This is a genomic window from Glycomyces paridis (genome assembly GCF_004912155.1).
In the GTDB taxonomy this organism is placed as follows: Bacteria; Actinomycetota; Actinomycetes; order Mycobacteriales; family Micromonosporaceae; genus Glycomyces; species Glycomyces paridis.
On sequence record NZ_STGX01000009.1, the window covers coordinates 224,928 to 237,953 of the forward strand.

Annotated in this window: 12 protein-coding genes and 1 tRNA gene; 6 read left to right on the forward strand and 7 right to left on the reverse strand. The window is 71.2% G+C overall.

The features are described from left to right. Nucleotides 1-301: 301 nt before the first annotated feature. On the reverse strand, nt 302-1,045 hold the full coding sequence (locus tag E9998_RS13970) for a YaaA family protein (protein WP_136530307.1): 744 nt from the start codon (nt 1,043-1,045) through the stop codon (nt 302-304). A gap of 446 nt (nt 1,046-1,491) precedes the next feature. Here E9998_RS13970 and E9998_RS13975 point away from each other — a divergent pair. The 3 genes from E9998_RS13975 (at nt 1,492) to E9998_RS13985 (ending at nt 2,847) form a co-directional block, all read left to right on the forward strand. Next, a tRNA-Lys gene (locus E9998_RS13975) sits at nt 1,492-1,567 on the forward strand. Between the two features lie 313 nt (nt 1,568-1,880). Next, complete coding sequence (locus E9998_RS13980; protein ID WP_204745435.1) at nt 1,881-2,381, forward strand: anthrone oxygenase family protein; 501 nt, start codon at nt 1,881-1,883, stop codon at nt 2,379-2,381. Nucleotides 2,382-2,634: 253 nt separating this feature from the next. After that, on the forward strand, nt 2,635-2,847 hold the full coding sequence (locus tag E9998_RS13985; RefSeq protein ID WP_136530308.1) for a hypothetical protein: 213 nt from the start codon (nt 2,635-2,637) through the stop codon (nt 2,845-2,847). Nucleotides 2,848-2,973: 126 nt separating this feature from the next. On the opposite strand, the gene E9998_RS13990 is transcribed toward E9998_RS13985, so the two are convergent. The 3 genes from E9998_RS13990 to acs form a co-directional block, all read right to left on the reverse strand. Further along, nucleotides 2,974-4,116 carry an amidohydrolase gene (locus E9998_RS13990; RefSeq protein WP_136530310.1) on the reverse strand — a complete coding sequence of 381 codons (1,143 nt, stop codon included), beginning with the start codon at nt 4,114-4,116 and terminating at the stop codon, nt 2,974-2,976. Between the two features lie 288 nt (nt 4,117-4,404). Continuing rightward, nucleotides 4,405-5,325, reverse strand: coding sequence for an alpha/beta fold hydrolase (locus E9998_RS13995; RefSeq protein WP_204745436.1), 921 nt, complete (start codon nt 5,323-5,325; stop codon nt 4,405-4,407). A 430-nt stretch (nt 5,326-5,755) separates the two neighbouring features. Beyond that, nucleotides 5,756-7,714 (reverse strand): acetate--CoA ligase, encoded by a 1,959-nt coding sequence (acs, locus tag E9998_RS14000; RefSeq protein ID WP_136530312.1) that lies wholly within the window; start codon nt 7,712-7,714, stop codon nt 5,756-5,758. A 307-nt stretch (nt 7,715-8,021) separates the two neighbouring features. Here acs and E9998_RS14005 point away from each other — a divergent pair, with 307 nt between their 5' ends. After that, nucleotides 8,022-8,774 carry an oxidoreductase gene (locus E9998_RS14005; RefSeq protein ID WP_136530313.1) on the forward strand — a complete coding sequence of 251 codons (753 nt, stop codon included), beginning with the start codon at nt 8,022-8,024 and terminating at the stop codon, nt 8,772-8,774. A gap of 7 nt (nt 8,775-8,781) precedes the next feature. Here the strand turns inward: E9998_RS14005 and E9998_RS14010 are convergent, their stop codons facing one another. The 3 genes from E9998_RS14010 to mqnE are packed head-to-tail and all read right to left on the reverse strand — an operon-like array spanning nt 8,782 to nt 10,624. Continuing rightward, the gene (locus E9998_RS14010; protein ID WP_136530315.1) at nt 8,782-9,030 is read right to left on the reverse strand and encodes a DUF4229 domain-containing protein; all 249 of its coding nucleotides are present in this window, start codon (nt 9,028-9,030) and stop codon (nt 8,782-8,784) included. Continuing rightward, nucleotides 9,027-9,449 carry a hypothetical protein gene (locus E9998_RS14015; protein ID WP_136530316.1) on the reverse strand — a complete coding sequence of 141 codons (423 nt, stop codon included), beginning with the start codon at nt 9,447-9,449 and terminating at the stop codon, nt 9,027-9,029. Before E9998_RS14015 ends, E9998_RS14010 begins: the two co-directional genes overlap by 4 nt. After that, nucleotides 9,449-10,624, reverse strand: a complete 1,176-nt coding sequence (mqnE, locus tag E9998_RS14020; RefSeq protein ID WP_136530318.1) for an aminofutalosine synthase MqnE — start codon at nt 10,622-10,624, stop codon at nt 9,449-9,451. The genes E9998_RS14015 and mqnE overlap by 1 nt, the downstream gene beginning before the upstream one ends. A gap of 391 nt (nt 10,625-11,015) precedes the next feature. Between mqnE and E9998_RS14025 the strand changes: the two genes are divergently transcribed. Beyond that, nucleotides 11,016-12,398, forward strand: a complete 1,383-nt coding sequence (locus E9998_RS14025) for a C40 family peptidase (protein ID WP_136530319.1) — start codon at nt 11,016-11,018, stop codon at nt 12,396-12,398. 90 nt (nt 12,399-12,488) lie between these two features. Continuing rightward, on the forward strand, nt 12,489-13,026 hold a 538-nt coding region (locus tag E9998_RS14030; protein ID WP_338029413.1), incomplete at its 3' end, for a zinc-ribbon domain-containing protein.

The window sequence follows — 13,026 nt, forward strand, 5'->3', positions numbered from 1 at the left end:
TGCCGCCGCCGACCCCGCACCCCACCGCTTCAGCCTGGCTTCAGCATCCAACGAGCAGGGTTGTTGCCGGGGGGTCCCGCGAAAAAACGCGTGGGTAATTCCCATGCCCCGAACCTCTTCAGCCTGCCTTCAGCTTCCATCGGGCAGGGTTGTTGTCAGGGGTGGCGCGAACGACACGCGTGGGTAACTCCGAAAGCCCGGTGCCGCCTTCAGCCTGGCTTCAGGTTCCCGCAGGCAGGGTTGTTGCAGGGGGCGCTCGGAATGAACGCGCGGGTAACTCCGGTCCGGTCCTCGGGGTCGCTCAGACGTTCACGATGTCGAGGAGCCACGGCTTCGAACGCGTGGCGGGCTCGCTGAGCTCGACCTTCCAGCCCTGGTCGGCGAGGAAACCGCTGAGGTCGGCGGCCGACTCGGGGCGGGCGCCGCCGGCGAGGAGCGCCCGGGCGACCTCGCCCCGGGTCGCCTTCGCCATGTGCGTGACCACGCTCCGGTTCCCTTCGGCGTCCTGCTTGAAGACGCGGACCGACACGCCGCGATCCTTCGGGCCCCACACCTGCGCGTACGCGCCCGATCGCAGATCCACGATGAGCTCGTCGCGAGCGCCGAGCACCTCGGCCACCGCCGGGCGCCACAGTTTCGCGAGCCCGTCGACGCCGGGGAGCTTGGTGCTCATCGGCATCCGGTACGGCGGCACGCGGTCGGAAGGCCGCAGGAAGCCCCACAGCGGCGAGGCGATGAGCACCTGGTCGCCGTCGGGCAGGTCCCCGAGGCCGAGCCGGTCGTACAGCACGCCGTTGTACAACTCCCACGCCGCGAGGGTCGGCGCGGTGCGGAGCGTCCGGTTCGCCTCGACGAAATGGCGTGCGGCCGCAGGGAGTTTCAGCGCCTTCACGGCGGCCGTTTCGTCGGCGCACAGTTCGACCAGCCGGTCGACGAGAAGCTCGCGGATGGGGTTCAGCGCCGGTGAGGAGAGTCGCCCAAGGTCGAGGGGAGGACCGTCGCCTTGAACGGCCTTGCCCTCTGACGGCGGCAGCAATATGAGCACAGCAGGCGAGTCTACCTGCCCGTCCGTCTGCTGCCGTCGGGGCCGTGCCGTGGCGCGCGGCTTGTCGGCGGATCGCCTGGCGTATCACCCGACCGGGTGTATCCAGCCGTCGCCGGATGGTTTATAGTACATATGTTCGACCAAGCGGGAGCGGGCCCGACCCCACCGAGGGCTGCGTGAGACGCGGGTCGAATAGGCGCGGCGGCGGTACTCCGCGACTGCCGCCGCGCCGTCCACCAGCGGCGACACGAGCCCACACCGTCCGCCGCAGGCTCCACCGCCACCGGCCCGGCGGTGGAGTCCGGCCTCATTCCAGCATCGCACCACCCACCGACAACCCCGCACCCTCAGCGCGCCCGAACGCGCCCGCGGCACCCGATGCGGCGGGCCGCACTCGGCGATATGCGGTGGGGGCGCGGCCGACGGGTACGGTACCCTCTTCGCGAGGGCCGCTAGCTCAATTGGCAGAGCTGCGGACTTTTAATCCGTAGGTTCTCGGTTCGAGTCCGAGGCGGCCCACCACTTCATCCCGGCGAGAGCGCCGATTGCGGCCCTGCCGTTTCCCACTTCCTCCATTGGGCCGAGCCCGGTCCGCAGTGGCCTGTGGCTTCAGAACCCTCCTGCGCGTGGGCATCTGGCCGTGCGGCGGCGGTAAGCTCGCGGCAGCCCTGGCCGCCGATGTCGACGTGTTCGTCGCCGAGCGCCACCCGGCGGTCTCGGCCAGGGCATCGGCATGTTCGAAGGCCCGTACCGAACCGCCAAGTGGACCCTCGCCGAACACCGCAACCTCGAACTTGGCGCGGCCGTCCAGACCTACCGGAAGGCGTGACCGCCCGTGCTCCTCCTCCAGACCCTCTCGCTCCTCGCCGCGACCGTCGCCGTCGGCCTCATGGCCGGGCTCTTCACCGGGTTCACCTACGCCGTCATGCCCGGCATCAAAGTCCTCGACGACCGGGCATGGCTCGCCGGCATGCAGCAGATCAACCGCGTGATCCTCAACGGCCGCTTCATGACCGCGTTCCTCGGCTCGGTCGTCTTCACCGGCGCGGCTCTCGTCCTCGGCTGGTTCGCCGACGACCGCGCCGCACTCCCCTGGATTCTCGCAGGGCTCGTGCTCGCCCTCGTCATGTTCATCGGCACCATCGCGATGAACGTGCCCCTCAACAACATGCTCGAAGACGCCGGAGAACCCGCCGCGATCGCCGACCCGGCCGCGCTGCGCGCGACCATCGAAGCGAAGTGGATCAAGTGGAACACCATCCGCGGCGTCGCCGCCCTCGGCTCGCTCGCCGCGCTGGCCTGGGCCCTGTACGTCCACGGCCGCGCCAACGGCTGAGCACCCGCCGCGGGACCTTTCTCGCCCGCGGCGGTACCGGAACACATTTGCCGGGCAACGGATGTGACCTGGGGCATTATCGGCACCCTGGTGTTCATCAGGCTTGTCCGAGGGTTTCCTGAGGCGTAATGAGCCGGTGACAACGGCCGGTCAGAGTAGTGCCCGAGGCCCGGGAACCACCCGCAACGGCGGGAGGGCCTCACCGCCGCACCGGCGCGGCAGCATCTCGCATCACCGCCCGGAAGGAACACCGATGGACTCTTACGCGCTCCTGGCCTTGCAGATCGTCAACACCGAAGCGACCTCGGCCCTGCCGAACGCGCCGGTCGTCCCCGACCGGCCCTCGCTGCTCGACCGGATCGCGGACGGCCTCGCCGCCGCCCGCCGCGGCTTCTACGCCCGTGAACTGCGGGTTCCCGCCGAAGCCGCACTGCCGAAGCGGACCGAGGTCCGCCGGGCCGCCTGAGCCCCATGAGGCCGAGGGGCCGGGAACACGTTCCCGGCCCCTCGGTTTCGTCACTGCCTCAGGCGATGTCGATGCGTTTCCCGAACCGGTGCCCGACATTTTCGGGGCCGTCCGGGTTCCACGGTCCTACGAGACCGGCACGCCGTCGATGTAGGCCTGCTCCACCTTCGAGTAGTAGTCGAGCGGGTCGCCCGACCACACGCAGAGGTCCGCGTCCTTGCCTGCTTCGAGCGATCCGAGGCGGTCGGCGACGCCGAGGACCTCGGCCGGGTTGATCGTCACCGACCGCAGCGCCGTCTCCCGGTCCAGGCCCGCCTTCACGCACTCCATGACCTGCACGATCAGATACTGGATCGGCACCACCGGGTGGTCGGTCATGATCACCAGCTTCACTCCGGCCTCGGCCATCCGCACCGCGTTCTCGGGGAACCGCTTCGCGGTCTCCACTTTGGCGCGGGCGGTCAGCAGGGGCCCGAAGAGGACCGGCACGCCCTTCTCGGCGATGACGTCGGCGAGCAGGTGCGCCTCGGTGCCGTGGTCGAGCACGAGCCGGTACCCGAACTCGTCCGCGACGCGCAGCGCCGTGGCGATGTCGTCGGCCCGGTGGCAGTGCTGGCGCCAGGGGATCTCGCGGTCGAGGACCTTCACCAGGTTCTCGAGCTTCAGGTCGCGGTCGGGGTTCTCGGCGGCCCGGTGCTTCTCGGCCGCGACGAACGCCTGCCGCAGGACGGCCGCCGTGCCCATCCGCGTCTTCGGCGTCTGCCCCTTCTCGCCGTACACGCGCTTCGGGTTCTCGCCCAGCGCCGACTTGATGCCCGCGGGGGAGCGGACGACGAGCTCGTCCACGAAGCGCCCGCCGCCGGTCTTCACCACGACGCACTCGCCGCCGATCACGTTGCCCGAGCCGGGGTTGATGCAGGCGGTGAGGACCCCGCCCCTGATCGCGTCGGCGAAGCCCGCCTCGACCGGGTTGACGGCGTCGAGCGCCCGCACGTGTGCCGTGTTCGGCTCGGTCATCTCGTTGGTGTCGTCGCCGGCCCAGCCCTCGCCGGTCTCGTGGACGCCGAGGTGCGTGTGGGCGTCGATGAGGCCCGGCATGATCCACTTCCCTGTCGCATCCTGGACCGGGATCCATTCGGGCACCGGCAGATCGGGGCCGCCGACGGCGCTGATGCGGCCGTCTTCGACGATGATGGTGCCCTGCTCGATGGGTGCGGAGGTGATGGGGACGATCGTCGCGCCGCGGAGCGCGAATGTGGCCGCTGACATGGACCCGCCTTCCAGATTCGTCGGGTGGTCGGTGGGGCGGTGGCCCCGGCGATATCCTGCCCGATGAACTAGCCGCTCGGCTAGTGCTCTCGCGGTTTCGTGGAGCATCCCACTCGGTGTACCAAGTATTCTGTACTGCGTACGGAATTGTGGGATCCGTGTACTTCGTACGTGGTGCCTTGTACGGAGTCGGGTGCCCTTGTGAGACTTGGGTGTCGTACGCAGTACGTCGTACACGGTATGTCGTGCTAAGTACCTTGTACTAAGTACGTTGTACCTGGTACGGCCTTATGCCGCCCAGCGGATGATCTCCTTCGTGACCGTCTCGGGCGACTCCTGCTGCGGGAAGTGGCCGATGCCGTCCAGGAGCTTCCACTCGTAGCGCCCGTGCACGTACCTGCCCGAGCCCTGGGCGGTCCTCGGGAGCACGCACGAGTCGAGCGCGCCGTGCAGTTGGAGGGTCGGCACCGGCGTCGGCCGCTGGAGCAGTTTCACGAACCGCCGCCCGGCCAGGCCCATCGCGGTGCGGAAGGGCCACCGGAACGCCTCCAGGGCGCAGAATGCCGCCTGGGGAATCTGGATGACGTCGCGGCAGGCGCGCACGTACTCCTGGAAGTCGCGGCTGCCGCGCCAGCGCGGCCCCGACCAGGCGTACATGAGGTCGGCGACTTTGCGTGCGTCCCAAGCGGTCAGCTTGTGCTCATAGCGGGGCATCTGGAAGGCGAAGAGGTGGCGCGAGGCCGACAGCTGGCCCTTCGGGTCCACCGCGAGCGCCGCCCGCTGGCGGAGCGGGTGGGCCGCGCCGAGCACGATGAGGGACTTGAACTGGCGGGGGTGGAAGGCGGCGGCGGCGAAGCCGAGGATGCCGCCGAGGTCGTGGCCGACCAGGGTGGCCTCGCGCTCGCCGAGGGCGCGGACGAGGCCGACGACGTCGGCGGCCATCGTGTAGGCGTCGTAGCCCTGCGGAGGCTTGTCGGAGGCGCCGTACCCGCGCAGGTCGACGGCGACGACGCGGAACCCGGCATCGGCCAGGGCCGGGATCTGGTGGCGCCAGGCCCACCAGAACTCCGGGAAGCCGTGCAGCAGCAGGATCAGCGGGCCTTCTCCGGACTCGACCACGTGGAAGCGCGAGCCGTTGGCATCGATGTACCGGTGGTTCCAGGGGCCCGGTTGGAGGGCGGCGCCGTCGGCGAAGGTCTTGCGGGTCACGCAGCACAGCGTACGAGGTCACGACTGGGCGACGGTGCGGCGGCGTCCGCGGGCGCACGCGCGTCACGGAGGCGGGCGCGGGAGCGGCGGGGGAGTGGCGGGAGGGCGGGGTGGGGAGTGAACGGGTGGGGAGGGGCGGGGTGTGGCGGCGTGCGATGGGGTGGCGCGGGGGAGGTGTCCGGCCCCCGGGGTCGGGTGTGTCGGTTCGCTGGGTCCCCCGGTTCAAGGGTTGCTCGGGGGTGTGACAGCGGGGTGTGGGGTGCGTGTCCCGGGGTCGGGTGTGGCGGAGGGGAGCGGCCCGACTGAGCGGGTGCCGGGCGGGGCCGACAATCCGTTGGCGTGGGGCGTGGGGCGTGGGGCGTGGGGCGTGGGGCGTGGGCGCACATGGCGAAGGGCGCCACCGCGATCACGGTGGCGCCCTTCGGTCCGTCTAGTCCTCGCTGCCGGAGCGGAGGCCGACCTTGATGCGGCTCATGACCGTGTTGTCGGCGAGGGTGGTGACGTCGCCGATCTCGCGGTCCTCGGCGATGTCGCGCAGGAGCCGACGCATGATCTTGCCCGAGCGGGTCTTGGGCAGCTCGGCCACGACGATCACCTGGCGCGGCTTCGCGATGGGGCCCAGGGTCTTCGCGACGTGGTTGCGTAGCTCGGCGACGTGCTCGGGGCTCGACTCGGCGACGCCGCGCAGGATCACGAAGGCGACGATCCCCTGGCCGGTCACCGGGTCCGAGGCGCCGACGACCGCGGCCTCGGCCACGGTCTCGTGCCCGACGAGGGCGCTCTCGACCTCGGTGGTCGAGATGTTGTGCCCGCTGACGAGCATGATGTCGTCGACGCGGCCCAGGAGCCAGACGTCGCCGTCGTCGTCCTTCTTCGCGCCGTCGCCGGCGAAGTACATGCCGTCGAAGTGCGCCCAGTACGTGTCGAGGAACCGCTGGTCGTCGCCCCAGATGGTGCGCAGCATCGACGGCCACGGCTCGCGGATCGTCAGGAACCCGCCGCCGCCGTTCGGCACCGACTCGCCCTGCTCGTCGACGACGTCGACCGAGATCCCCGGCAGCGACCGCTGCGCCGAACCCGGCTTCGTCGCGGTGACGCCCGGCAGCGGCGACACCATGATCGCGCCCGTCTCGGTCTGCCACCACGTGTCGACCACCGGGCACTTCCCGCCGCCGATGTGCTCGCGGTACCAGACCCACGCCTCGGGGTTGATCGGCTCGCCGACCGACCCGAGGACCCGCAGGCTCGACAGGTCGAAGCGCGCCGGGATGTCGTCGCCCCACTTCATGAACGTGCGGATCGCCGTGGGCGCGGTGTAGAGGATCGTGACGCCGTACTTCTCGACGATCTCCCAGAACCGGCCCGTGTGCGGCGTGTCCGGGGTGCCCTCGTACATGACCTGCGTGGCGCCGTTCGACATGGGCCCGTAGACGATGTACGAGTGCCCGGTGACCCAGCCGATGTCGGCGGTGCACCAGTACACGTCGGTCTCCGGCTTCAGGTCGAACACCGCGTGGTGCGTGTACGAGGCCTGCGTGAGGTACCCGCCGGAGGTGTGGAGGATGCCCTTGGGGCGGCCCGTGGTGCCCGAGGTGTACAGGATGAACAGCGGGTGCTCGGCGTCGAAGGGCTGCGCCTCGTGCTCGGCGGAGGCCGTCCCGACGGTGTCCTCCCAGCGCAGGTCGCGCTCGTTCCAGTCGACCTCCTGGCCGGTGCGGGTGACCACCAGGACCTTCTCGACCGACGGGCACCGCTCCAAGGCCGCGTCCACGGTCGGCTTGAGCGCCAGGGGCTTGCCCTTGCGGAAGCCGCCGTCGGCGCAGATGACGAGCTTGGCGCCCGCGTCCTCGATGCGGCTCGACAGCGCGTCGACGCTGAAGCCGCCGAAGACCACCGAGTGGGGCGCGCCGATGCGCGCGCACGCGAGCATCGCCACGGCGGCCTCGGGGATCATCGGCATGTAGATCACGACCCGGTCGCCGGCCTCGACGCCGAGCCCGGTGAGCGTGTTCGCGGCGCGCTTGACCTCGTCGAGCAGCTCGGCGTACGTCACCGCGCGGGTGTCGCCGGGCTCGCCCTCGAAGTGGATCGCGACCCGGTCGCCGAGCCCGTTCGCCACATGGCGGTCCAGGCAGTTGGCGGCGACGTTGAGCTCGCCCCCGGTGAACCACTTCGCGAACGGCGGGTTGTCCCAGTCCAGGACCCGGTCCCAGTCCTTCGACCAGTCGAGCCGGTGGGCCTGGGTCTCCCAGAACGCGAGGCGGTCGGCCGCGGCCTCGTCGTAGGCGGCCGCGGTGACGTTCGCCGTCCGGGTGAACTCGGGGGACGGGGGGAAGGTCCGGTCCTCCGACAGGAGATTGGCAAGCGTCTCTTGCGGGGTTGATGCCACGGGTATTCGCTCCTTACAGATCTACGCGCCACTGCGCGACTGTGAGGCGGGTCTATGGCTGGCAACACTACCGCGAATCGGGCGACACGAAACGTGCGGTCGCCGCCACACCGGCATCTGGGAAGGCCCTTCGCCGAACGGCCCGCGGACGGGCGGCGGACGGTCCGCGTGCGGCCCGCGGAACGGCGATTCGGGAGGTATCGTCGGACCGGTGCACGAACGCGAACTCCGCTACGCTTCTGTGACCGCCCGTTAGCCCGCCCGGTGCGCCGTATGCGTCCGCCACCCTGAAGGTAAGGTTCCGCCCGTGGATCCTCTCGCGCCTCTCCTCGAACTCTCCGAGGTTGCCGACGCCCTTGAGAACGCCAGAGCCAACGTCGACAGGATGCTCTGGCACGAGGCCCTGCGCAGCGGTGACGACCTCGTCGCGGCCGAAGTGGCCCTGCACAGCGCCTCGGCGACCCTCGCCCTCGACGGCTACGACTGCGACGTCGAACGGCTGCGCGCCAAGGACTTCGACGACCCCGTCGTGAGCGGCGCCCTCCGCGTCGTGGAGGCCACGCCCTCGCTCGCCGACGTCTGGCCGATCTCGCCCCGGTTCGTCCTCGCGAAGCTCCACCTCCTCGCCACCCGCGACCTCCCCGGCGCCGGCACCGAGTTCGAGCCCGGCCGCATCGAGGTCGACGAGTCCGGCTCGGCCCGCATCAACGCCCTGTGCGCGCTCATCGCCAACCCCACCAAGGAGATCCCGGCCGCCATGGCCGCCGCCGTCGTCCACGGCGAACTCCTCGCCGTCCGGCCCTTCCCGGTGTCCAACAACGTCGTCGCCCGCGCCGCCTCCCGGCTCGCCCTCGCCAGCAAGGGACTCGACCCGAAGCTGCTCATCACCGTCGACGCCGGGCACCTCGAACGCCAGCCCGAGTACGTCGGCGCGCAGCGCGCCTGGTCGACCGGCACGCCCGACGGCGTCCGCTCCTGGCTCAAGCACTACGGCAAGGCCCTCGAAGCGGGCGCGGCCGAGACCCTCCAGATCTGCACCGAGCTCATGAAGGGCGTCTAGCGAGAGTTCAGGCGTCCTCGCCCGCGAGCTCCTCGCGCAGGCGCCGCTTCTCTTCGCCGCGCCGCTTGGCCGCCGCGTCGATGTGGTCGATCATCGCCTCGCGCTGGCCGCGCAGCAGCACGAAGCCCAGCAGCATCGAGCCGACCAGGCCGATCGCGAGCGCCAGCAGCAGGTTGACGTTGAACAGGCTCAAGGGGACCGCGACGGCCGCGAGCAGCCCGACGCGGGACAGGAAGTACTTGGCGATCGGGTTCATGCGGACCGCTCCTCTCCGAAGGTCTTCACGCCGGCGTGCCACAGGCCGCCGTAGACGAGTGCGGCGGCGAGGCCGCCGAGGCCGCCCGACAGCATGGGCGGCCAGGACGTGGGCGCGACGATCGCGGCCGCGAGCCCCGCGCCGAGACCGAGGACGACGCCCAGGAGCATCACGGCCCAGCGCGAGCCGCCGGCGTACCGGCGGAACTGGTCGGTGTACACCCAGACGGTCGGCAGGGCCGCGATCCACCCCGAGGTCTGGCCGAAGTCGCGCCCGGTCGGCAGGACGAACACGAGGTCGATGAGGGCCAGCGCGACCGCGCCCATGACGAAGTACGCGAGGGCCGTGCCGGTGAGCTGCCCGAGCGTGTCGAGCTTCGGGCGCTCCCGGGGCCGTTCGAGCGATTCGTCGGCGGGCACTAGAACCGCACCGACTGGGGTTCGGCGCGGCGTTCGCCGAGGGTCTGGGGGCCGTCGTACTCGCGCACGACCTCGTAGCGGGTGTTGCGTTCGACGGGCCGGTAGCCGGCGTCGCGGATGAGTTCGAGGAGGTCCTCGCGGGTCATCTTGTCGGGGGTGCCGTACTCGTCGGCGTCGTGGGTGATCTTGTACTCCACGACTGAGCCGTCGAGGTCGTCGGCGCCGAAGGACAGCGAGAGCTGGGCGACGTCGAGGCCGTGCATGACCCAGAAGCACTTGACGTGGTCGAAGTTGTCGAGCAGGAGGCGCGAGACGGCGAAGACCTTGAGCGACTCGGCCGGGCTCGCCATCGTGGTGCGGGCCTGGAGTTTGTTGCGGACCTTGCCGTCCTTGGAGTCGTGGAAGTCGTGCTGGTAGCGCAGGGGGATGAAGACGGCGAAGCCGCCGGTCTCGTCCTGGAGCTCGCGCAGGCGCAGGACGTGGTCGACGCGGTGGCGGGGCTCCTCGATGTGGCCGTAGAGCATCGTGGCGGGGGTGCGCAGGCCCTTCTCGTGGGCGAGGCGGTGGATGCGCGACCAGTCCTCCCAGTGGCAGGCGTGGTCGACGATGTGCTGGCGGACCTCCCAGTCGAAGATCTCGGCGCCGCCGCCGGTGAGCGATTCGAGGCCGGCCTCGATGAGCTCGTCGAGGATCTCGCTCGCGCCGAGGCCGGAGATCTTCTCGAACCACTGGACCTCGGTGGCGGTGAAGGCCTTGAGGTTGACCTGCGGGAGGGTCTCCTTGAGGGCCTTGAGGACGCGCGGGTAGTAGCGCCAGGGGAGGGTGGGGTGGAGGCCGTTGACGATGTGGAGCTCGGTGGGCGCGTCGCCCTTCATCTGCTCGGCGAGGGCCACGGCCTGCTCGACGCGCATCGTGTAGGCGTCGGTCTCGCCGGGCTTGCGCTGGAAGGAGCAGTAGGCGCAGGAGGCGGAGCAGACGTTGGTGAGGTTCAAGTGCCGGTTGACGTTGAACATCGTCCGGTCGCCGTTCTTGGCGGTGCGGACGCCGTGCGCGAGGCGCCCGAGCCAGGCGAGGTCGTCGACCTCGTAGAGGCCCACGCCGTCCTCGAAGGTCAGCCGCTCGCCGGCCGCGAGCTTCGCCTCGATGCCGGCCTTGAACTCGGTGCTGTCGTCCATGGCGCTCCTGACTCTGTGCGGTTGGGGCCAGCGTAACGCCGCGGCGGCGGGTCGGGCCGGTCGCACGTGGCGGGATGTGAGGCCGTGAACGTGAACGGAGGGTCCCGGCAAAACGGACATGCGCTGGTCCCCCGGCTTGAAAGGTACGCGGGAGGTGCGACGTGCACCGCGCGTTCACCTGAGGGACGCGCAACCGCAGATGCGAGTGTTGCGTGTCTTCGGTACAGTATCCGTGGCTTCCCCACCCCGGGAACCGCTCGGGGAGCCGTACTTGAGCACGACCGCGGCGACCGTGCGCGCGCCGCGGCGAAGCAATGGGCAAGGCCGCGGCGAGCGCTTGCAGCGTCGCGGGTGAGCAGGCGGACCCGCCTTCGAGCAAGGGACACCCCACATGCGCGTTTCACGGTTCGGCGCCCGCGTCATCGCCGCCGCCGGTGCGGCGGCGGTCGTCCTCGGCGGCGCGCTCCCCGCCCTCGCCGAGCCCGGCGTCACCGTCCCCGACGACGGCAGCAGGCCCCTCGGCGGCGCCTCCGACGACGCCCCGGTGACCAACCCCGAGACGGCCGGCGGGCCGCTCGGCGAGCAGATCGACGCCGCCCAGATCGACCTCGCGCAGATCGCCGAGGAGACCACGGCCGCCCAGGACGAGTGGCTCGGCCGCGAGGACCGCCTCACCGACGCCCGCGACTCGTGGACCGAGGCCTCCGCCGCGCTGGAGACCGCGCAGCTCGCGCTCGACTTCGCCGCCGGGGAGGCCTACGCCGATGTCGCGGGCGTCCCCGACGCCGACCTGCCCGACCTGACCGGGCTCACCCCGATCGGCGGCGAATGGGACCTCCCGGGCCTCACCGCCGACCGCGAGGAGGCCGCGACCGCCGAGTCGGTCGCCCACGCCGCGTTCGACGCCGCGTCCCTGTCGGCCGACACCGCCGAGGCGCGCTTCCTCGCCCTCGACGCCGAGTTCGAACGCCTCCAGCGCGAACTGAACGCGCTCATCGCCGACAACCGCGAGGAGATCGCGCAGCTCGAACGCGAGCGCGAGGCCGCCGCCGCCGAGTACTCCGGCGACTTCTCCTCCGAAGTCGACGGCTGGGACGCCGCCCCCGCGGCGAAGAAGGCCGTCGAGTACGCCCTCAACCAGCTCGGCAAGCCCTACGTGTGGGGCGCCGAGGGCCCCGGCTCGTTCGACTGCTCGGGCCTGGTCCAGTCGGCGTACGCCTACGCGGGCGTGACGCTGCCGCGCGTGGCCGCCGACCAGTACAACGCGACCCGCGACAAGCCGGTCGACACTGAGAAGCTCCTCCCCGGCGACCTCCTCTACTGGTGGGACGACCCGGGCGACTGGGAGTCGGTCTACCACACCGGCATGTACCTCGGCGACGGCAAGATGGTCCAGGCCCCCCGCACCGGCGACGTCGTGAAGATCAGCTCGATCTGGTTCACGAACTTCGCCGGTGCCCACCGCGTGGTCGACGCCGTCCGGACCGACCCCGACGCCGAGAACCCGACCCAGACGCCGACCGACGACGAGACGAGCGACCCCGAGCCTTCGCCGAGCGAGACCGACTCGCCCACGCCGTCCCCCTCGCCCACCGAGAGCGAGTCCCCGTCCCCCTCGCCGTCGCCGACGCCCTCCCCCTCGCCGTCCGAGTCGCCCTCGACCGAGCCCGAGACGCCCACTGAGGACGAGCAGGAGACGCCTACGCCCGACCCGGCGAGCAGTGTCTCCGGCACGTTCAGCCGCGAGGCCGACAGTGAGGACGTCACCGAGTAGTGGGAAGGCGCGCACGGGACGTCGCCATCGGATGGCACGATGGTCGTTGAGTTGCCCGATTGACGACGCTCCAGCCCCGAGGAGGCCTCCGTGGACGGAAACAGCTGTAGCTCCTGCGGTCAACGACTGACTTCGGGCCAGCGCCGCTGCCCGCAGTGCGGCGCGCCCCTGCCGCCGCCGATCGGCGGCTTCCCCGCCGAGGGCCAGTATGCGCCGCCCGCGTACGGCGCCGCGTCCGTCCCCTCCTACGCGCCCCCCGGGAACCCGTCCTACGGCGCCCCGCCGCCCGAGCCGACCTACGCGCCGCCGGGCGCCTACCAGGGGCCCTCCGGCCAGGCGCCGGTCCCGCAGCAGTACCCGAACCCGGCCGCGCCCCCGCCGCCCGCGCCGCCCCAGGGCTACGGCGCGCCGCCGCCGAACTGGGCTCCCCCGGGCATGCCGCCGCAGGGCTCGGCCCCCGTGCCGCCTCCGAACTCGCCGTACGGGTCGGCGCAGGTGCCGCCCTACCAGCCCCCGCCGCCCGCGTACCCGCCGCAGCCCGGCCCGCAGTACCAGCAGCCGCACCCGCAGCAGCCTGCCGTCTACCAGCAGCCGCCGTCGGTCCCCCCGCCCGCGGTCCCGCCGCCGC